The sequence below is a fragment of the Pseudomonas sp. AP3_22 TE3818 genome (assembly GCF_053628995.1).
The window spans coordinates 6,380,130-6,399,098 of the sequence record NZ_JBRJHL010000001.1; the positions used below are offsets into that span (position 1 = coordinate 6,380,130).

16 protein-coding genes are annotated in these 18,969 nt (G+C 61.4%); 11 read left to right on the forward strand and 5 right to left on the reverse strand.

Features of this window, described 5'->3' with window-relative positions:
• Window positions 1–111: 111 nt before the first annotated feature.
• Window positions 112–1,425 (reverse strand): ATP-binding protein, encoded by a 1,314-nt coding sequence (locus tag AB7M25_RS28990; RefSeq protein ID WP_429387511.1) that lies wholly within the window; start codon window positions 1,423–1,425, stop codon window positions 112–114.
• Window positions 1,426–1,540: 115 nt separating this feature from the next.
• The gene (gene ompR / locus AB7M25_RS28995) at window positions 1,541–2,281 is read right to left on the reverse strand and encodes an osmolarity response regulator transcription factor OmpR (protein WP_007972873.1); all 741 of its coding nucleotides are present in this window, start codon (window positions 2,279–2,281) and stop codon (window positions 1,541–1,543) included.
• Window positions 2,282–2,642: 361 nt separating this feature from the next.
• Here ompR and AB7M25_RS29000 point away from each other — a divergent pair, with 361 nt between their 5' ends.
• From AB7M25_RS29000 to tauD, 7 genes are all read left to right on the forward strand, one after another.
• Window positions 2,643–4,967 (forward strand): Tex family protein, encoded by a 2,325-nt coding sequence (locus tag AB7M25_RS29000; RefSeq protein WP_429561008.1) that lies wholly within the window; start codon window positions 2,643–2,645, stop codon window positions 4,965–4,967.
• Window positions 4,967–5,350, forward strand: coding sequence for a PaaI family thioesterase (locus AB7M25_RS29005; protein WP_007972875.1), 384 nt, complete (start codon window positions 4,967–4,969; stop codon window positions 5,348–5,350). Before AB7M25_RS29000 ends, AB7M25_RS29005 begins: the two co-directional genes overlap by 1 nt.
• Window positions 5,351–5,640: 290 nt before the next feature.
• Window positions 5,641–7,224 (forward strand): glutamate--cysteine ligase, encoded by a 1,584-nt coding sequence (gene gshA, locus AB7M25_RS29010; protein WP_429387507.1) that lies wholly within the window; start codon window positions 5,641–5,643, stop codon window positions 7,222–7,224.
• Between the two features lie 280 nt (window positions 7,225–7,504).
• Window positions 7,505–8,482: a taurine ABC transporter substrate-binding protein gene (tauA, locus tag AB7M25_RS29015; RefSeq protein WP_218485820.1), complete on the forward strand. Its 978-nt coding sequence runs from the start codon at window positions 7,505–7,507 to the stop codon at window positions 8,480–8,482.
• Between the two features lie 16 nt (window positions 8,483–8,498).
• Window positions 8,499–9,293: a taurine ABC transporter ATP-binding subunit gene (tauB, locus tag AB7M25_RS29020; protein ID WP_429518398.1), complete on the forward strand. Its 795-nt coding sequence runs from the start codon at window positions 8,499–8,501 to the stop codon at window positions 9,291–9,293.
• Window positions 9,290–10,123, forward strand: coding sequence for a taurine ABC transporter permease TauC (gene tauC, locus AB7M25_RS29025; RefSeq protein ID WP_429518396.1), 834 nt, complete (start codon window positions 9,290–9,292; stop codon window positions 10,121–10,123). Before tauB ends, tauC begins: the two co-directional genes overlap by 4 nt.
• A gap of 128 nt (window positions 10,124–10,251) precedes the next feature.
• Window positions 10,252–11,094, forward strand: coding sequence for a taurine dioxygenase (tauD, locus tag AB7M25_RS29030; protein WP_454238302.1), 843 nt, complete (start codon window positions 10,252–10,254; stop codon window positions 11,092–11,094).
• A 105-nt stretch (window positions 11,095–11,199) separates the two neighbouring features.
• Here the strand turns inward: tauD and mgrA are convergent, their stop codons facing one another.
• Window positions 11,200–12,237 (reverse strand): L-glyceraldehyde 3-phosphate reductase, encoded by a 1,038-nt coding sequence (mgrA, locus tag AB7M25_RS29035; protein ID WP_429518393.1) that lies wholly within the window; start codon window positions 12,235–12,237, stop codon window positions 11,200–11,202.
• Window positions 12,238–12,472: 235 nt separating this feature from the next.
• On the opposite strand from mgrA, the gene AB7M25_RS29040 reads away from it, so the two are divergent.
• Window positions 12,473–12,733, forward strand: coding sequence for a hypothetical protein (locus AB7M25_RS29040; RefSeq protein WP_454238303.1), 261 nt, complete (start codon window positions 12,473–12,475; stop codon window positions 12,731–12,733).
• 24 nt (window positions 12,734–12,757) lie between these two features.
• On the opposite strand, the gene betT is transcribed toward AB7M25_RS29040, so the two are convergent.
• Both betT and epsC read right to left on the reverse strand, forming a co-directional pair.
• Window positions 12,758–14,713, reverse strand: coding sequence for a choline transporter BetT (gene betT / locus AB7M25_RS29045; RefSeq protein ID WP_454238385.1), 1,956 nt, complete (start codon window positions 14,711–14,713; stop codon window positions 12,758–12,760).
• A 376-nt stretch (window positions 14,714–15,089) separates the two neighbouring features.
• Window positions 15,090–16,016, reverse strand: a complete 927-nt coding sequence (gene epsC / locus AB7M25_RS29050; protein ID WP_007972891.1) for a serine O-acetyltransferase EpsC — start codon at window positions 16,014–16,016, stop codon at window positions 15,090–15,092.
• 190 nt (window positions 16,017–16,206) lie between these two features.
• Between epsC and AB7M25_RS29055 the strand changes: the two genes are divergently transcribed.
• The 3 genes from AB7M25_RS29055 to tcyL all read left to right on the forward strand — a co-directional run bounded on the left by AB7M25_RS29055 (window position 16,207) and on the right by tcyL (window position 18,965).
• The gene (locus tag AB7M25_RS29055) at window positions 16,207–17,199 is read left to right on the forward strand and encodes a D-cysteine desulfhydrase (protein WP_429387495.1); all 993 of its coding nucleotides are present in this window, start codon (window positions 16,207–16,209) and stop codon (window positions 17,197–17,199) included.
• Between the two features lie 300 nt (window positions 17,200–17,499).
• On the forward strand, window positions 17,500–18,300 hold the full coding sequence (gene tcyJ, locus AB7M25_RS29060) for a cystine ABC transporter substrate-binding protein (protein ID WP_015093009.1): 801 nt from the start codon (window positions 17,500–17,502) through the stop codon (window positions 18,298–18,300).
• Window positions 18,300–18,965 carry a cystine ABC transporter permease gene (tcyL, locus tag AB7M25_RS29065; RefSeq protein WP_007983131.1) on the forward strand — a complete coding sequence of 222 codons (666 nt, stop codon included), beginning with the start codon at window positions 18,300–18,302 and terminating at the stop codon, window positions 18,963–18,965. Before tcyJ ends, tcyL begins: the two co-directional genes overlap by 1 nt.
• Window positions 18,966–18,969: the final 4 nt, after the last annotated feature.

Below are 18,969 nucleotides of genomic sequence, written 5' to 3' on the forward strand. Positions count from 1 at the left end.
GTTTTGGGTTGATAGCGATATTTCGGCTAGCCAAAATCACTGTGGGAGCGGCGGTGCGGCGATCCGACTTGCCCGCGAAGGGGCCATCAGCCCCACTGAAAAAATCAGGTTTTAAACGGCATCCCGCGGCAACATCAACCCCAACGGCAAGCGCACCCGCGCTTCCAATCCACCGCCCGAGCGGTTACGCAGTTCAACATTCCCGCCATGCATCGAAGCAATCCGCTTCACGATCGCCAGCCCCAACCCGGTGCCCTTCCCGCCCCGGGCACGATCACCGCGGGTGAACGGGTTGAAGATCGCTTCCAGTTCCGACGGATCAATACCGGCACCACGGTCCATGACGCTCAGCACCACATAGGGCGCGCTGGTGTCCCCGGACACGTACGCCGCCACCTCCACGCCACTGCCGGCATGATGCAGCGCATTGCCGATCAGGTTGTTCAACAGTCGCTTCATCGACACACGACGCAACGGAAACGGCTGGATCGGCTCCAGGCGCAGCCGCACTTTCTCTTCATTCTGGTTGTAGGGGGCAGCGACTTCGCGGACCAGGTCGCTCAGGTCAACCTCCTCTACCGACTCGTCGCGCCCGTCGCGAATGAACGCCAGGAACTGATCGAGAATCGCGTCCATGTCTTCGATATCGCGCACCATGTCGTCAGTCAGGTCGGTGCGATCGCCCATCAACTCCAGGGACAGACGCAAGCGGGTCAAGGGTGTGCGCAAATCATGGGAAACCCCGGCCAACATCAACTCACGTTCGCGACCGGCCTGCTCGACATCTTCGGCCATCTGGTTGAAAGCGCGGTAAACCTCGGTCATCTCGCTCGGCGTATCGCTGATTGGCAGGCGCACGCTGCGCCCCTGACCCAGTTGCCGTGCGGCGTACACCAGGCGTTTTAACGGCTGGTTGAGCTGACTGACGAAGATCCACGCAGACGCCGTGGACAGCAGACCGATAGCAAGGAACCAGCCGAGCACATTCCAGATTTTCTGGCCACGCAACGGGTGCGGATACAACGGCACTTTCAGCCAACCTTCACCCAGGCTCGGCGCACGAACCCACAATGCCGGGGGAGAATGCATGCGTAGTCGCACTTCGGTGTCCGGCCCCAGCTCGGTCTGCATCTGTCGCTGGTAAATCTCACTGTAAGGCCAATGTTGCTCGCCTTCCGGGACACCGGCGCCCACTACCCGAATCAGGGGTGCACTATCGGCAATCTTGGCGCGGTTCTCTTCATCAGCCGCCCAGTAGGCGCGCAGCACCAGGGCGACACCGTGGCTGTACTGGCGGTCCACCAGCACATCTTCGTTCATCAGCAGATAAACCAGGGTCAGCGCCTTGGAGAAGAGAACGACGATGAGCACCAGCCAAAGGGTGCGGGAGAAGAAGCTCTGGGGGAACCAAACGGGGGTTTTCATGGATAACCGTTAAACACTTGCAGGAGAGAGCGATGCTCGCATATTGCGGTTTGCGAGTCTGCGGACAGGATCGATTGATCCGGTGTCCGCATGACCCGCTCCTACAAATCGCCAATCACTTGGTGGCGGTACCATCCGGTACAAACACGTAACCCACGCCCCAGACAGTCTGGATATAACGTGGTTTGGACGGATCGGGTTCGATCATCCGGCGCAGACGGGAAATCTGCACATCGATGGAACGCTCCAGGGCATCCCACTCGCGGCCACGGGCCAGGTTCATCAGTTTGTCGCGGGTCAGCGGCTGACGCGCGTTCATCACCAGGGCCTTGAGTACCGCGAACTCGCCGGTGGTGAGCATGTGCACTTCTTCGCCGCGCTTGAGCTCGCGGGTGGCCAGGGACAGCTCGTAGTCACCGAAGGTCACGCTTTCGTCTTCGCTGCCCGGGGCGCCTGGCACCGGCGCCGACTGGCGACGCAGTACTGCCTTGACGCGAGCCATCAGCTCATCCGGGTTGAACGGCTTGGCCAGGTAATCGTCGGCGCCCAGTTCCAGGCCCTTGATGCGGCTCAGCTCGTCGCCCTTGGCGGTGAGCATGATGATTGGAATCTGGTTGTTCGCGTTGCGCAGGCGGCGGCAGGCGGTCAGGCCGTCTTCGCCGGGCAACATCAGGTCGAGGACGACCAGGTTGAACACTTCGCGCGCCAGCAGTCGATCCATTTGCTCGGTGTTCGGCACGGCGCGGGCGCGGTAGCCCTTGCTGACGAAAAAACGCTCCAGCAGGCTGCTCAGCCCCGGATCGTCGTCAACGATAAGAATTTTCTCGCCTTCAGCAGTTTGTGCAGTGCTGCTCATTGGATGCTCCTTTGATCTCGGCGCGCATTATGGCGTAGCTGCCGTTATACGCACCGTGTGCATTGTTAGCAGATTTTTCCTTTAGTGCCAGAAAACCGGCCATTGCACCGGCAACCCGTGATGCCCCCGAACGACAGAACGCTGGTTATAATGCGCGGCCTTTTGTGTCAGGCAACATCAGACAGGTACTACAGACAGACGCCATTTATTTTCATGGCGTCGGCAGTAATTGTTCGATTTCACGGGTCAACGGGATACCTTTTGATCCAGGTAGCGGCGCAGGCCAGGCCGCTCAACCAGACTCGCCGAGCCCTTATCCTTGCGCCTGCGAGCCTGCTTTCACAATTTGTCAGGTGGTTTTATGGACAGCATCAACAGCCGCATCGCCGAGGAACTCGGTGTACGCCCACAACAGGTCGAAGCGGCCGTCGCGCTACTCGATGAAGGCTCTACCGTTCCCTTCATCGCCCGTTACCGGAAAGAAGTGACCGGCAGCCTCGACGATACGCAATTGCGTCATCTGGAAGAGCGCCTGCGCTACCTGCGAGAACTCGACGAACGGCGCATCAGCATCCTTGCCAGCATCGAAGAGCAAGGCAAGCTGACCCCGCAACTCGAACGCGACATCAAGCTCGCCGACACCAAGACCCGTCTCGAGGACTTGTACCTGCCGTACAAGCAGAAGCGCCGCACCAAGGGCCAGATCGCCCTGGAAGCCGGCCTCGGCGAACTGGCCGACGGCTTGTTCAACGACCCGTCCCTGAGCCCGGAAACCGAAGCCGCACGTTTCATCGACGCGGAAAAAGGCGTGGCCGATGTGAAGGCAGCCCTCGAAGGCGCCAAGTACATCCTCATGGAGCGCTTCGCCGAAGACGCCGGCCTGCTGGACAAGCTGCGCAACTACCTCAAGCAGGAAGCCACCCTCAGTGCCCGCGTGATTGCCGGCAAGGAGGAGGAAGGCGCCAAGTTCCGCGACTACTTCGAACACGACGAACCGCTCAAAAGCATGCCGTCGCACCGCGCGCTGGCGATTTTCCGTGGCCGCAACGAAGGCATCCTCAGCTCCTCGCTGAAAGTCGGCGACGAACTGCCGGGCACCATGCACCCGTGCGAAGGCATGATCGGCCAGCATGTCGGCATCCAGAACCAGAACCGCGCCGCCGACAAATGGCTGGGCGAAGTGGTGCGCTGGACCTGGAAGGTCAAGCTCTACACCCATTTGGAAACCGACCTGCTGGGCGAGCTGCGCGATGGCGCGGAAACCGAAGCGATCAACGTCTTCGCCCACAACCTGCACGACCTGCTGCTGTCGGCCCCGGCCGGCCCGCGCGCCACCTTGGGGCTCGACCCTGGCCTGCGCACCGGCTGCAAGGTGGCGGTGGTTGATTCCACTGGCAAGCTGCTGGATCACGCCACGGTTTACCCGCACGTGCCGCACAACAAGTGGGACCAGACCATCGCCGTACTCGCCGCCCTGTGCGCCAAGCACTCGGTGGACCTGATCGCCATCGGCAACGGCACCGCCAGCCGCGAGACCGACAAGCTGGCCGCCGAGCTGATCAAAAAATATCCAGCGATGAAAATGACCAAGGTCATGGTCTCCGAGGCCGGTGCATCGGTTTACTCGGCGTCGGAACTGGCTTCCAAGGAATTCCCGGACCTCGACGTGTCGATCCGTGGCGCCGTATCGATTGCCCGTCGCCTGCAAGACCCGCTGGCCGAGCTGGTGAAGATCGATCCGAAATCCATCGGTGTCGGCCAGTACCAGCACGACGTGTCGCAGCTGAAACTGGCCCGTGGCCTGGATGCAGTGGTCGAGGACTGCGTGAACGCCGTCGGCGTCGACGTGAACACCGCGTCCGTGGCGCTGCTGGCGCGCATCTCCGGCCTCAACGCGACCCTGGCGCAGAACATCGTCAGCCACCGCGACGAGCACGGTGCGTTCAAGACCCGCGCTGCGCTGAAGAAAGTTGCGCGCCTCGGTGAAAAAACCTTCGAACAGGCGGCCGGATTCCTGCGCGTGATGAACGGAGACAATCCCCTGGACGCCTCCGCGGTGCACCCGGAAGCCTATCCGCTCGTGCAGCGTATCGCCGCCGAGACTGATCGCGATATTCGTTCGCTGATTGGCGACAGTGGTTTCCTCAAGCGCCTGGACCCGAAAAAATTCACCGACGAAACCTTCGGTCTGCCAACGGTCACCGACATCCTTCAGGAACTGGATAAGCCCGGCCGCGACCCACGCCCCGAGTTCAAGACCGCCGAGTTCCAGGAAGGCGTCGAAGACCTCAAGGACCTGCAACTGGGCATGATCCTCGAAGGCGTGGTAACTAACGTGACCAACTTCGGTGCCTTCGTCGATATCGGCGTGCATCAGGACGGTTTGGTGCACATCTCCGCACTTTCGGAGAAATTCATCAAGGACCCGCGCGAAGCGGTGAAGGCCGGTGACGTGGTGAAAGTGAAGGTCATGGAAGTCGACATCCCGCGCAAACGCGTTGGCCTGTCGATGCGCATGAGCGACACCCCGGGCGAGAAAATCGACGGCGCTCGCGGCGCGCGTCCGGGGTCGGCGCCCCGCCAATCCCAGAACACTGCACCGCGCAAGGAAACCACGGCAGCAGCACCGAGCAACAACGCCATGGCTTCGCTGTTCGCCAATGCCAAGCAGTTGAAGAAACGCTGATGGACATTCCCGCCGGGCTGACCGAAAGCGCGTTCTTCAAGCTGCTCGGCTGCCGCTTGCACAGTCTGGAAACCGGGGTGGCGCAAGTCGCCCTGGCGCTGGAGCCCGAACTGCGCAATCGCGGTGGCAAGCTGCACGGCGGGGCCTTGTTCAGCCTGGTGGACATTGCCATGGGGTTGGCCTGCTCCAGCACCCACGGCTTTGACCAGCAGAGCGCGACCATCGAGTGCAAGATCAACTACATCCGCGCCGTCTCTGACGGCGAGGTAATGTGCACGGCGCGGGTGATCCACCCGGGCCGCCGCACCTTGGTTGTCGAAGCCGATGTGATGCAGGGCGACAAACTGGTCGCAAAAGCACAAGGCACGTTCGCTGTCCTGTAGCTAGATGTCATCGATTTGAGTTAATTTCAGCGCAACGCAACCTGTGGGAGCGCCTGTGGCGAGGGGGCTTGCCCCCGTTTGAGTGCGAAGCACTCACAATATCTTGGAACATCAGAGATTTTGGGGCTGCTTCGCAACCCAACGGGGGCAAGCCCCCTCGCCACAGGCCCGCTCCCACAATGATTGCGGCGAGTTCCAAAACCAGGCGAAAACGCCAGTTTTAACTTCACCCTTGTAGACCGTCTTGCCCACCCCCATATTGGGGCGACTGACGCGTGAAGGAATCCAACTTGAGCGAACTTCTCAACCGCCGCCTGGCCCTGCTCGGCGAGCGCGCTAACCTCTCTCTGCTCGAACAGTGCCTTCACGGCATCGAACGTGAATGCCTGCGCGTGACCGGCGAAGGTCGCCTGGCGCAAACGCCGCACCCGGAAGAATTGGGTTCCGCGCTGACCAACGAACAGATCACCACCGACTACTCCGAGTCGCTGCTGGAGTTCATCACGCCGGCCCTGCCAGACCCGGCGGACACGTTGGCAAGCCTGGACAGCATTCACCGTTTTGCCTACAGCAAGCTCGGCAACGAGTACCTGTGGAGCCCATCGATGCCGTGCCCGTTGCCGGCCGAGGAAGACATCCCGATCGCCTATTACGGCACGTCCAATATCGGGCAGCTCAAGTACGTGTATCGCAAGGGCCTGGCCCTGCGTTACGGCAAGACCATGCAATGCATTGCCGGCATCCACTACAATTTTTCCCTGCCGGAAAAACTCTGGCCGCTGCTCAGGCAGGCCGAAGGCTTTGTCGGCACCGACCGCGATTTTCAGTCGTCGTCCTACATCGCGCTGATCCGCAACTTCCGCCGCTACAGCTGGCTGCTGATGTACCTGTTCGGTGCGTCGCCAGCGCTGGATGCCGGTTTCCTGCGCGGCCGTTCGCACCAATTGGAACAACTGGACCCGCACACGTTGTACCTGCCGTACGCCACCAGCCTGCGCATGAGCGACCTGGGTTACCAGAGCAACGCCCAGGCCGGCCTGACGCCCTGCTACAACGATCTGGCCAGCTACACCGACAGCCTGCGCAAAGCGGTGGCCACGCCGTATGCGCCGTACGTCGAAGTCGGCACCCACCAGGATGGCGAGTGGGTGCAGCTCAACACCAACATCCTGCAGATCGAAAACGAGTATTACTCCAACATCCGCCCGAAACGCGTGACCTACACCGGCGAGCGGCCGATCCAGGCGCTGATGGCCCGGGGCATCCAGTACGTCGAAGTGCGCTGCCTGGACATCAACCCCTTCCTGCCGATGGGCATCGACCTTACCGAGTCGCGCTTCCTCGATGCGTTCCTGCTGTACTGCGCGCTCAACGACAGCCCGCTGCTGACCAACACCAGCTGCGGCAACGCGACCTCGAACTTCCTCAGCGTGGTCAAGGAAGGTCGTCGTCCAGGCCTGCAACTGCAACGCGACGGTCAGCCGGTTGATCTGAAGGAATGGGCCGGTGAGCTGCTGGAAAAAATCGCTCCGCTGGCGGCGATGCTCGACCAGAGCCATGGTGGCGATGCCCACAGCAAGGCGCTGGACGCCCAGATGGCCAAGGTCCGGGACCCGTCCCTGACGCCGTCGGCCCAGGTGTTGGCGGCCATGGCCGAGCACAAGGAAAGCTTTGCCCAGTTCTCGCTGCGCCAAAGCCAGGCGCATGCCGAGTTCTTCCGCAGCGAGCCGTTGGCGGCTGAAGAACAAGCGCAGTTTGAAGAGCGGGCGCGTTCATCGCTGGCTCAACAGGCTGAGCTGGAACAGAACGAGGTCGGTGATTTCGATGTGTTTGTCGGGGCGTACCAGGCGAGCATTTTGGCGATCAGCAACTAACCTTCGGAAGGTCCTGCGGACCTTATCGCCAGCAAGCCGGCTCCTACAGACCCGGGAACGCGCAGCCACGCAAAATCCTGTAGGAGCTGGCTTGCCAGCGAAGGCGGTGTATCTGTCACACCACGTTGCCTGGTTCGCCAGCAAGCCGGCTCCTACAAAGAACCACCTCAAACATCTCACGCTCATAAGCTAATTCGAAAAAGTTATTTATTTTCGAATTCTTAGATCATTTAGTCTCTTTCTCACGCCGACATTCGGTCGCCTGACAAGGAGCTTTCTGATGAAACTGACTTTCCCTCTACGCTTGCTGGCGGCCGCAACCCTGGCTACCGCGAGTTTCTTTGCCCAGGCGGCCGACGTCACCGTCGCCTACCAGACCACCGTTGACCCGGCGAAAGTCGCCCAGGCCGACGGCGCTTACGAAAAGGCCACCAAGGCCGATATCAGCTGGCGCAAATTCGACAACGGTGCCGATATCATCGCCGCCATCGCCTCCGGCGACGTGCAGATCGGCTACCTCGGTTCCAGCCCGCTGACCGCTGCCATCACTCGCAAAGTCCCGGTGGAAACCTTCCTCATCGCCACCCAGATCGGCGCCGCCGAAGCCTTGGTCGCCCGCGACGGCTCCGGGATCAAGACCCCGCAAGACCTGATCGGCAAGAAAATCGCCGTGCCGTTTGTATCCACCGGCCACTACAGCCTGCTCGCTGCACTGAAGCACTGGAACATCGATCCCTCGAAAGTCACCGTTCTCAATCTGGCGCCACCGGCGATCATCGCCGCCTGGAAACGCGGTGACATCGACGCCACCTACGTGTGGGACCCGGCCCTGGGCGTGGCCAAGGAAAACGGCAAGGTCCTGATCACTTCCGGTGAACTGGCCAAGTTCGGTGCTCCGACCTTCGATGCCTGGATCGTGCGCAAGGATTTCGCCGAAAAGCATCCGGAGATCGTCACCGCGTTCGCCAAAGTGACCCTCGACGCCTACGCCGACTACCGCAAAGACCCACAAGCCTGGCTCGCCAACCAGGGCAACGTCGACAAGCTGGTAAAACTGTCCGGCGCCAAGGCCAGCGATATTCCGCTGCTGCTGCAAGGCAACGTCTACCCGCTGGCAGCTGACCAGGTGCTCACCCTCGGCGCGCCGACGACCAAAGCCATCACCGACACCGCGGCGTTCCTCAAGGAACAAGGCAAGGTCGAGGCCGTGCTGCCGGACTACGCGCCGTACGTCAGCGCCAAGTTCATCACCAATTGATCGGGAGTTGACTGCGATGGCTTTGCTACAGCTGGAGCGCATCAGCGCACAGTACCCCGGCAACCCGGAACCGGTGTTGGCGGATATCTCCCTGAGCCTGGGGCCCCGGCAATTGCTGGTCGCCCTCGGCCCGTCCGGCAGTGGCAAGACTTCGCTGTTGAACCTGATTGCCGGTTTCGTCAAACCCAGCGCCGGGCGCATCACCCTCGACGGCGTGCCGGTCAAAGGCCCGAGCGCCGAGCGTGGCGTGGTGTTCCAGGACGACGCGCTGCTGCCGTGGCAAGACGTGCTGGCCAACGTCGGCTTCGGCCTGGAGCTCGCCGGTATCTCCCGGGACAGACGCGAAGCGCGTGCCCGGGAAATGCTCGCCCTGGTCGATCTTTCCGGTTTTGATCAGCGCCGCATCTGGCAGCTCTCGGGCGGCCAGAAGCAGCGTGTCGGCCTGGCCCGCGCGCTCGCCGCCGACCCGCGCGTGTTGCTGATGGACGAACCTTTCGGCGCCCTCGACGCCTTCACCCGCGAGCAGATGCAGGAGCTGTTGCTGCAAGTCTGGCAACGTACTGCCAAACCGGTGTTCCTGATTACCCACGACATCGAAGAAGCCGTGTTCCTCGCCACCGACCTGATTCTGTTGGCGCCAGACCCCGGGCAAATCGTCGAGCGCCTGAGCCTCGACTTCGGTCAGCGTTATGCCGCCGGTGAGTCGGCCCGCTCAATCAAATCCGACCCGCGTTTTATCGAAACCCGTGAACACGTACTCGCCAAAGTGTTCTCCCAACGCAGCGCCGCCCAGCGGCAGGAGCGCGCATGAGCAGTTACGAAATTCCCGTCGCCGCGATAAAGCCAGGCACTCCTGTGCCTGCGGCACGACGCCGCTTGAGCACGCGCTGGATCAGCGTGCTGACACTGGCCGCACTCATTGTCATTTGGTGGGCCGTGACGGCGACCGGTTTGATCGAGCCGCTGTTCCTGCCGTCACCCTCCGCCGTGCTGCAAAAAGGCTGGCTGCTGGCAACCTCGGGTTACATGGACTCCACCCTGTGGCAGCACCTCGGCGCGAGTCTGAGCCGCATCGGCCTGGGCCTCGGCTTTGCGATTCTCACCGCCGTGCCGGTGGGCATCGCCATCGGCGCCAACCGTATCGCCCGTGGCGTGCTCGACCCGCTGATCGAGTTCTACCGGCCCATTCCACCACTGGCCTACCTGCCGCTGATCGTGATCTGGTGCGGTATCGGCGAACTGTCGAAAGTGCTGCTGATCTACCTGGCGATCTTCGCCCCGATTGCCATCGCCACCGCCACCGGCGTGCGCACGGTCGACCCGGCCAAATTGCGTGCCGCGCAGTCGTTGGGTGCCACTCGCGCACAGTTGATCCGCCACGTGATTTTGCCGAGTGCCTTGCCGGATATTCTGACCGGAGTGCGCATTGGCCTCGGAGTCGGCTGGTCGACCCTGGTCGCCGCCGAATTGATCGCCGCCACCAGCGGTCTTGGCTTTATGGTGCAGTCGGCCGCGCAGTTCCTGGTCACCGATGTGGTGGTCCTGGGGATACTGGTGATCGCACTGATCGCCTTTGCGATGGAGCTGGGCCTGCGCGCCCTGCAACGCAAACTGGTGCCATGGCACGGCCAGGCCCACTGAAATCATAAATGTGGGAGCGGGCTTGCTCGCGAATGCAGAGTGTCAGGCGACTTTATTGAGACTGATACACCGCTTTCGCGAGCAAGCCCGCTCCCACAAAAAGCGCACCCGAATTGAAGAGAACAACCATGTGCGAGTTGACCATCACCCCTTTAAGCTCGGCCCTCGGTGCACAGATCAGCGGCGTCGACATCAGCCAGCCGCTGAGCGCGGAACAACGCGACGCCATCGAGCAGGCCCTGCTCAAGCATCAGGTGCTGTTCTTTCGCGACCAGCCGATCACGCCACAGCAACAGGCGCGATTCGCCGCGAGTTTCGGCGACCTGCACATTCACCCGATCTACCCCAATGTGCCGGAACAACCGGAAGTGCTGATCCTCGACACCGCCGTCACCGACGTGCGCGATAACGCGATCTGGCACACCGACGTGACCTTCCTGCCGACCCCGGCCATGGGCGCGGTGCTCAGCGCCAAGCTGCTGCCGGAGTTTGGCGGCGACACCTTGTGGGCCAGCGGAATTGCCGCGTATGAGGCGCTGTCGACACCGGTGAAAACCTTGCTCGAAGGCCTGACCGCCACCCACGATTTCACCCGTTCGTTCCCGCTGGAGCGCTATGGCAATACGCCCGAGGCGCTGGCCCAGTGGGAGGAAGCACGGCGCAAGAACCCGCCGCTGTCGCACCCGGTGATTCGCACACACCCGGTGAGCGGTCGCCGCTCGCTGTTCGTCAACGAAGGCTTCACCTCGAAGATCAACGAATTGTCGGAAACCGAAAGCGAGGCGATTCTGAGGTTTCTGTTTGCCCACGCCACGCGCCCGGAATTCACCATTCGCTGGCGCTGGCAGCAGGACGACATTGCGTTCTGGGACAACCGCGTGACCCAGCATTACGCCGTGGATGATTACCGGCCGGCGCGGCGGGTGATGCAGCGGGCGACGGTGTTGGGGGATGTGCCGTTTTTCCGATAAGCCGACTGCTGCGCAGTCGATCGCTGGCAAGCCAGCTCCTACAGACGCGATCCGTTGTAGGAGCCGGCTTGCTGGCGATGCGGTCCGCAGGACCGCCCGATACGCTTACTCAGCCGTCGAAGGCTTCTCCCAAAGATTGATCCCGCCCTCCCGGGCAAACCGGTCAATTTCCGCCAGCTCCTCTGCACTGAAGCTCAGGTTCCTCAACGCCCCGACGTTCTCGATGATCTGCTCCGGCCGGCTCGCGCCAATCAATGCCGAAGTGACCCGTGGATCGCGCAGGGTCCACGCCAGCGCCAGTTGCGCCAGGCTCTGGCCACGACGTTTGGCGATTTCGTTGAGTGCCCGCACCTGGGCGATGTTGGCCTCGGACAAGTGCGATGCCTGCAACGAACCACCCCCCGGACGATTGACCCGCGCATCCGCCGGCACGCCGTTGAGGTACTTGTCGGTCAGCAGTCCCTGCGCCAGCGGCGTGAACGCAATCACGCCCGTGCCGAGTTCGTCAGTGGTGTCCAGCAGGTCTTTTTCCACCCAGCGATTGAGCAGGTTGTAGGCCGGTTGGTGGATCAGCAACGGGACTTTCCACTCTTTGAGCAATGCCGCCATTTCGCGGGTTTTCACCCCGGAATAAGACGAGATACCGATGTACAACGCCTTGCCCTGCTGCACCGCGGTGGCCAGCGCACTGGCGGTTTCTTCCAGTGGCGTGTCCGGGTCGAAACGGTGGGAATAGAAGATGTCGACGTAGTCCACACCCAGGCGCTGCAGACTCTGGTCGAGGCTGGCCAGCACGTACTTGCGCGAACCGCCGCCCTGACCGTAAGGCCCCGGCCACATGTCCCAACCGGCCTTGCTGGAAATGATCAGTTCGTCGCGGTACTGCTTGAAGTCTTCACGCAGCAAACGACCGAAGTTGATTTCGGCGCTGCCATAGGGCGGGCCGTAGTTGTTGGCCAAGTCGAAATGGTTGATCCCCAGGTCGAACGCCGTGCGCAACAACGCGCGCTGGGTATCGATCGGCGTGCTGTCGCCGAAGTTGTGCCACAGGCCCAACGACAACGCAGGCAGCACCAGCCCGCTGCGGCCCACGCGGCGGTAAGGGATGGAGTCGTAGCGGTTTTCGGCAGCGGTGTAGGTCATCGAATCCTCTCTTGTCGGTCTTGAATCTGGTATCGACTGCTTCGCCAGTCGCCCAGCATACGCCCGGATCAACGCCAGAAAACCCGGGATTCGACTAATTGCTGAAACGTTTCACAGAAATTCATTCTGCCCGCACAATCGAACAGAACAGCGACAGGCTTGCGTGATCCGGGTCGACAGGAACACAGTCGCCAGTAACGAAGACGCGATAACGATCGCAAGGATGGATGAAGCCATGCACACCACCATCATCATCACCTTCGGCCTGGTCCTGCTCGCGATGATGCTGTTCATCGGCGAGAAACTCGGCTTCAGCCGCCAGACACTTACCTATAGTTTCGTGGTCCTGTGGTTGGCGCTGACGGTGATCAATGGCGCCATCGGCGTGGTGAATGCCGGCCAGTCGCTGAGCACGGAACTGGGGATCGGCACGATGGTGTTCAGCATTCCGGTGGCGGCGCTGGTGTTGTTCATGGTGCTGAGCGCCGAGGGCTGAAAAGCCCCGGCGCCCTGCCCGTGATCAACGCACCAGATGCAGGAACTGCATGTGCCGCTCGTACTGGTCGAGGATGTCGTTGATGATCTGTTCCTTGGTGTAGCCCACCAGGTCGTAGTCCTGGCTGCCCTCGCTCAAATGCACTTCTGCCCGGTAGTAACGGCGATTGTTGAGTTGCTTGGAACCCATGCCGCCACGGGCAAACGAAGGCGTGAAATAGCCACGCATCTGCACCTGATATACGAACGGATGCTGATCGCCATGGCCGATTTCCAGGCTGACGCTGTCATGGGCCGGGTCCGGGTGCATGACCACGTGCAGCCCCTTTTCGCGGAACACCGTCGACACTTCCTCAATGGCCGGTCGCACCGTCGTATCGAGGAAGCGATAAACCTCGTCGCGCGACGGGAAGTGCACGGCCTGGCTCAGGCGTTGCCGCCAACCGCCGCGTCGTGACCCGGACACAGGCGCCAGCGAATGCATCTGCGCTATCTGCTTCTGCGACTCCAGATAAAACGCCTTGTGCAGACCCCACATCATCAACAGCAAGATCAGCGAGAACGGCAAAGAAGTCAGGACCACCGCCGACTTCAACGCATCGATGCTGCCGGAAAACAGCAGCGCGCTGGTCACCAGGGCGGTCATTGCGCCCCAGAACACCCGCAGCCATTTCGGCCCGTCTTCATCGGGATTGCCACCCTTGGCGGACAACGTCGACAGCACCACGGTGCCGGAGTCGGCGGAGGTGACGAAGAACACAAAGCTGATGAACACCGTCACCGCGATGACGGTTTTGCTCCACGGGTAGGTTTCCAGCAGCAGGTAAAGCGTCATCGACGGATTGTCGATAGCCGACAGGCCGAGCGCGCTCATGCCGTGGTTGAGCACTTGATCGATGGCGCTGTTGCCGAAGATCGACATCCACGCCAGGGTGAAACCGAGCGGAATCAGCAGCACGCCGAAGACGAATTCGCGGATGGTGCGGCCACGGGAAATCCGCGCAATGAACAAACCCACGAACGGCGACCATGCGATCCACCAGGCCCAATAGAACACCGTCCAGCCGCCCAGCCAGTCGCTGGGTTTGTCGTAGGCATAGAGGTCGAAACTCTTCATCGGCAAGGCGCCGAGGTAATCGCCGAGGTTCTGGATCAGGGTGTTGAGCAAGTGCTGCGTGGGGCCGGCGAACAACACGAACAGCAACAGCGCACAGGCCAGCAGCATGTTGATGTCGGACATGACCCGCACGCCCTTGTCGACGCCCGACACCGCAACGATGATCGCCGCGCCCATCATCAGGGTGATCAGGCCGACCTGAACCCACTGGGTGTGGGCGATGCCGAACAGGTAGTCCAGGCCCGAATTGAGGTGCAACACACCAAAGCCCATGTCCGCGCCGAGGCCAAACACCGTGGCGATGATGCCGAAGCCATCCACCGCGTAGCCGATGGGGCCATTGATGCGCTTGCCGATCAGCGGATACAGCGCCGAGCGCAGGGCCAGCGGCAGGTTGTGGCGATAGGCGAAATAGGCCAGCGCCATACCGACAAAGGCGAACACGCCCCAGCCATGCAGGCCCCAGTGCAGAAACAATATCTGCATCGCCTGACGCGCCGCATCCGCCGTGCCGGCCTCGCCTTGCGGCGGCTGCAGCATGTGGGTCAACGGTTCGGACACACAGAAGAAAAACAGGGTGATGCTGATCCCCGCGGCGAACAGCATGCCGGCCCATGACAAATAGCTGAATTCGGGCTCGTCGTGGTCGGCACCGAGCTTGATCTTGCCGTAGCCGGACAAGGCGGTGACCACCACGAAGACCAGATACAGGGTCATCGCCAGCAGGTAATACCAGCCGACCGTGTTGGCCGCCCAGTTTTGCGCCGCCAGCAACCAGGCACCGGCCTGCTCGGGCATGGCGATGACAACGACACCAAACAACAGAATGAAACTCGCCGAGAACCAGAACACCGGCGGATTCATGCGGACCAGGCCGCTTGGAGGGATGGACGATGCACTCATGTACGGTGCACCTCGAAGGGGTAAAACGTGGCTGTAGAAATCGGACTCAGCAAAGGCAAGCCTCCTGTTGTGAGCGGGCAGCGAACCGCCGGTTTAACTTGAATGAACGTTCAAGTTAAACATGGATAGGGGGCTAAGGACTAATCGCAGGGCTCGGCGGTAGTTTTCCTACACTAGCTTAAGGAGGGGTATGAGGCGGGGTTTTGGGGAGAGCCATTCTCTCGATTCGACGTGAGATCAATCGCTGGCAAGCCAGCTCCTACAGGTATTTCATCGCCTTTGTAGGAGCTGGCTTGCCAGCGATGGCGGCGTGTTGCTCGGCATTAATTTCGCGGCCTTACTTCTGTGCCCCATCTTCATGCTGCAGATTCGCCTGGGTCAGGTTGCTGCCCGCCGGCACGCTGCGGGTCAGCCAGACGTTGCCGCCAATGGTCGAACCCTGGCCGATGGTGATCCGCCCCAGGATCGTCGCCCCGGCATAAATCACCACGTCATCTTCGACAATCGGATGCCGCGGCTGGCCTTTCTGCAACTGGCCGTCTTCGTCCGCCGGGAAGCGCTTGGCGCCCAGGGTCACGGCCTGATAAATCCGCACGCGCTCGCCGATGATCGCGGTTTCGCCGATCACCACGCCGGTCCCGTGGTCGATGAAGAAACTGCGGCCGATCTGCGCGCCGGGGTGAATGTCGATACCCGTGGCCGAGTGGGCGATTTCCGCGCTGATCCGCGCCAGCAACGGCAGCCCGGCACGGTACAAATGGTGGGCCAGCCGATGGTGAATCACCGCCAGGATCCCCGGGTAGCACAACAACACTTCATCGACACTGCGCGCTGCCGGGTCGCCGTGATAGGCCGCCAGTACGTCGGTGTCCAGCAGGCTGCGCAAGCCCGGCAGGGCGAGGGCGAAGTCCTGGATGATCTGGATGGTCTTGGCTTCGACTTCGGTATCGGCCTGGGCACTGTGGCGCGCGGCATAGCGCAATTCGAGTCGCGCCTGGGCCAACAACGCATTCAACGCCACATCCAGCGTGTGGCCGACGTAGAAGTCTTCACTCTCTTCGCGCAGGTCAACCGGCCCCAGGCGCATCGGGAACAGCGCACCGCACAAGGCTTCGAGAATCTCTGCCATGGCCGCCCGGGAGGGCAGCTCGCGACCGCCCTGCTCGGTACTGGCCCGGCCATTTTGCGCTCGCCACTGCTCACGCGCGGTGCGCAGCTGGCTGACGATGGTCTGCAATTGCCAATGGCTGGAACGCTCACTCACGGTAAAAACTCCTCACGGGCGACCGGACTGTCTGGCCGCACTGACGGCGATTACTTTACGGCAAGGGCAGCGGGGCAAATTAAGAACCAATAATGCTGTGCTCATTACAATTGGCTATAAGCAATTGACGGTTGCCCAGCCTTTTTCGCGTGCCTATAGTCCTGAGATCTTCCACGGCCAGTACGGACCCATGATCAAACAACAGCTCGCCCGCTTTAACCGCCTCGACCTGCTCGGTCAACCCACCGCCCTGGAAAAGCTCGAACGCCTGTCGAACTGGCTGGGTCGTGAACTGTACGTCAAACGCGATGACCTGACGCCGCTGGCAATGGGCGGCAACAAGCTGCGCAAACTCGAATACCTGGCCGCCGATGCGCTGGCCCAGGGCGCCGACACCTTGATCACCGCCGGCGCGCTGCAATCGAACCACGTGCGCCAGACGGCCGCCATTGCAGCGAAACTGGGTTTGGGCTGCGTAGCCCTTCTGGAAAACCCCCTCGGCACCGATGACAACAATTACACCGGCAACGGCAACCGCCTGCTGCTCGACCTGTTCGATGCCAAGGTCGAGCTGGTGGAAAACCTCGACAACGCCGACGAACAACTGCAAGCCCTGGCCGACAGACTGCGCAGCAACGGCAAGAAGCCGTACCTGGTGCCGATCGGAGGCTCCAACGCGCTGGGCGCACTCGGTTACGTACGTGCCGGGCTGGAACTGGCCGAGCAGATCAAGGACACCGGCCTGACGTTCGCCGCCGTGGTCCTGGCCTCGGGCAGTGCCGGTACCCACAGCGGCCTGGCACTGGCCTTGAGTGAAGCACTGCCGGACCTGCCAGTGATCGGCGTGACGGTCTCGCGCAGCGATGAAGATCAGCGGCCAAAGGTTCAAGGCCTGGCCGAACGCACTGCCGAGCTGCTGGGCGTGGACCTGCCGGAGGCTTTCAAGGTCGAGTTGTGGGACGAATATTTCGCCCCTCGTTATGGCGAGCCGAATGCCGGAACACTGGCGGCGGTGAAGCTGCTGGCGAGTCAGGAAGGCTTGCTGCTGGACCCGGTCTACACTGGCAAGGCCATGGCGGGCTTGCTGGACGGGATCGGGCGTCAGCGTTTCGACGAAGGTCCGATTATCTTCCTGCACACTGGCGGGGCGCCGGCGTTGTTTGCCTATAAGGACTTTCTGTAGGAGCGAGCTTGCTCGCGATGGACGACAGGGCACCGCGGGGTGTCAAGTTGCCCGCGTTATCGTTGACGACCATCGCGAGCAAGCTCGCTCCTACAGTAAAAACGCAAGCTATTCAAAAATGGAATAACCAGAAGAATAATTATTATTTTCCAATCTAAAAACGCCATCATATAGTCATGCTACAGGCGAATTTCCCGAGAGACGCATACGCTGCTTTAAGGCAGGATAGCGCTGTCGCTGAATTCCCGAATTTGCCAACTTTCCTAAAGCGTCTTCCATAAGAAAACACAGGGGCTTGTCATGAATTTTTCCGCACTACGTCGCAATCTGCTGGTGGGCTCGCTGGGCCTGGCACTGAGCGCAGGCCTGATTGGCCAAGCCGTTGCCGGTGAGCAACTGCAAAAAATCAAAGACGCCGGCGTGATCAACGTTGGCCTGGAAGGCACTTACCCACCGTTCAGTTTCGTCGATGCCGACGGCAAACTGACCGGCTTCGAAGTCGAGTTCTCCGAAGCCCTGGCCAAAGAACTGGGTGTCAAGGTCAAACTGCAACCGACCAAATGGGACGGCATCCTCGCCGCCCTGGAATCCAAGCGTCTGGACGCAGTGATCAACCAGGTGACCATCTCCGAAGAGCGCAAGAAGAAGTACGACTTCTCCGAGCCATACACCGTTTCCGGTATTCAGGCGCTGGTGCTGACCAAGAAGGCCGCCGAGCTGAACATCAAGACCGCTGCCGACCTGGGTGGCAAGAAAGTCGGCGTGGGTCTGGGCACCAACTACGAAGAGTGGGTGAAAACCAACGTGCCGACTGCCGATGTCCGCACCTACGAAGATGATCCGACCAAGTTCCAGGACCTGCGTGTCGGCCGTATCGACGCCATTCTGATCGACCGTCTGGCCGCACTGGAATACGCCAAGAAAGCCAAGGACACCACCGCCGCCGGTGACGCGTTCTCCCGTCAGGAGGCCGGCATTGCCCTGCGCAAAGGCGAGCCTGAACTGCTGGCTGCGGTGAACAAGGCGATCGACAAGCTGCGCGCCGATGGCACCCTGAAAAAACTCTCGGAAAAATACTTCAACGCTGACGTCACTCAATAATGGAAGAAGCTTTCCAACTCGCACTGGACTCCGCGCCCTTTCTGCTCAAGGGCGCGTACTACACGGTCATCCTCAGCCTGGGCGGGATGTTCTTCGGCCTGGTAATGGGGTTCGGCCTGGCGCTGATGCGCCTGTCGCGCTTCAAACTGGTGAGCTGGATCGCCCGCATCTACGTGTCGTTCTTTCGCGGCACGCCGTTGCTGGTGCAACTGTTCGTGATCTATTACGGCTTGCCGCAATTGGGTCTGGAACTTGATCCGCTGCCGGCGGCCCTGATCGGCTTCTCGCTGAACATGGCCGCCTACGCCTGCGAAATCCTGCGTGCCGCGATCAGCTCCATCGAGCGCGGCCAGTGGGAAGCCGCTGCCAGTATCGGCATGACCCGCGCGCAGACCCTGCGCCGGGCCATCCTGCCGCAGGCCATGCGCACCGCATTGCCGCCACTGGGCAACAGCTTCATTTCGCTGGTCAAGGACACCGCGCTGGCCGCTACCATCCAGGTGCCGGAGCTGTTCCGTCAGGCGCAACTGATCACCGCCCGTACCTTCGAAATCTTCACCATGTATCTTGCCGCCGCACTGATCTACTGGGTCCTGGCCACGGTGCTGTCGCACCTGCAGAACCAGTTGGAAGCGCGGGTCAATCGGCACGACCAGGAGTCCTGACCCA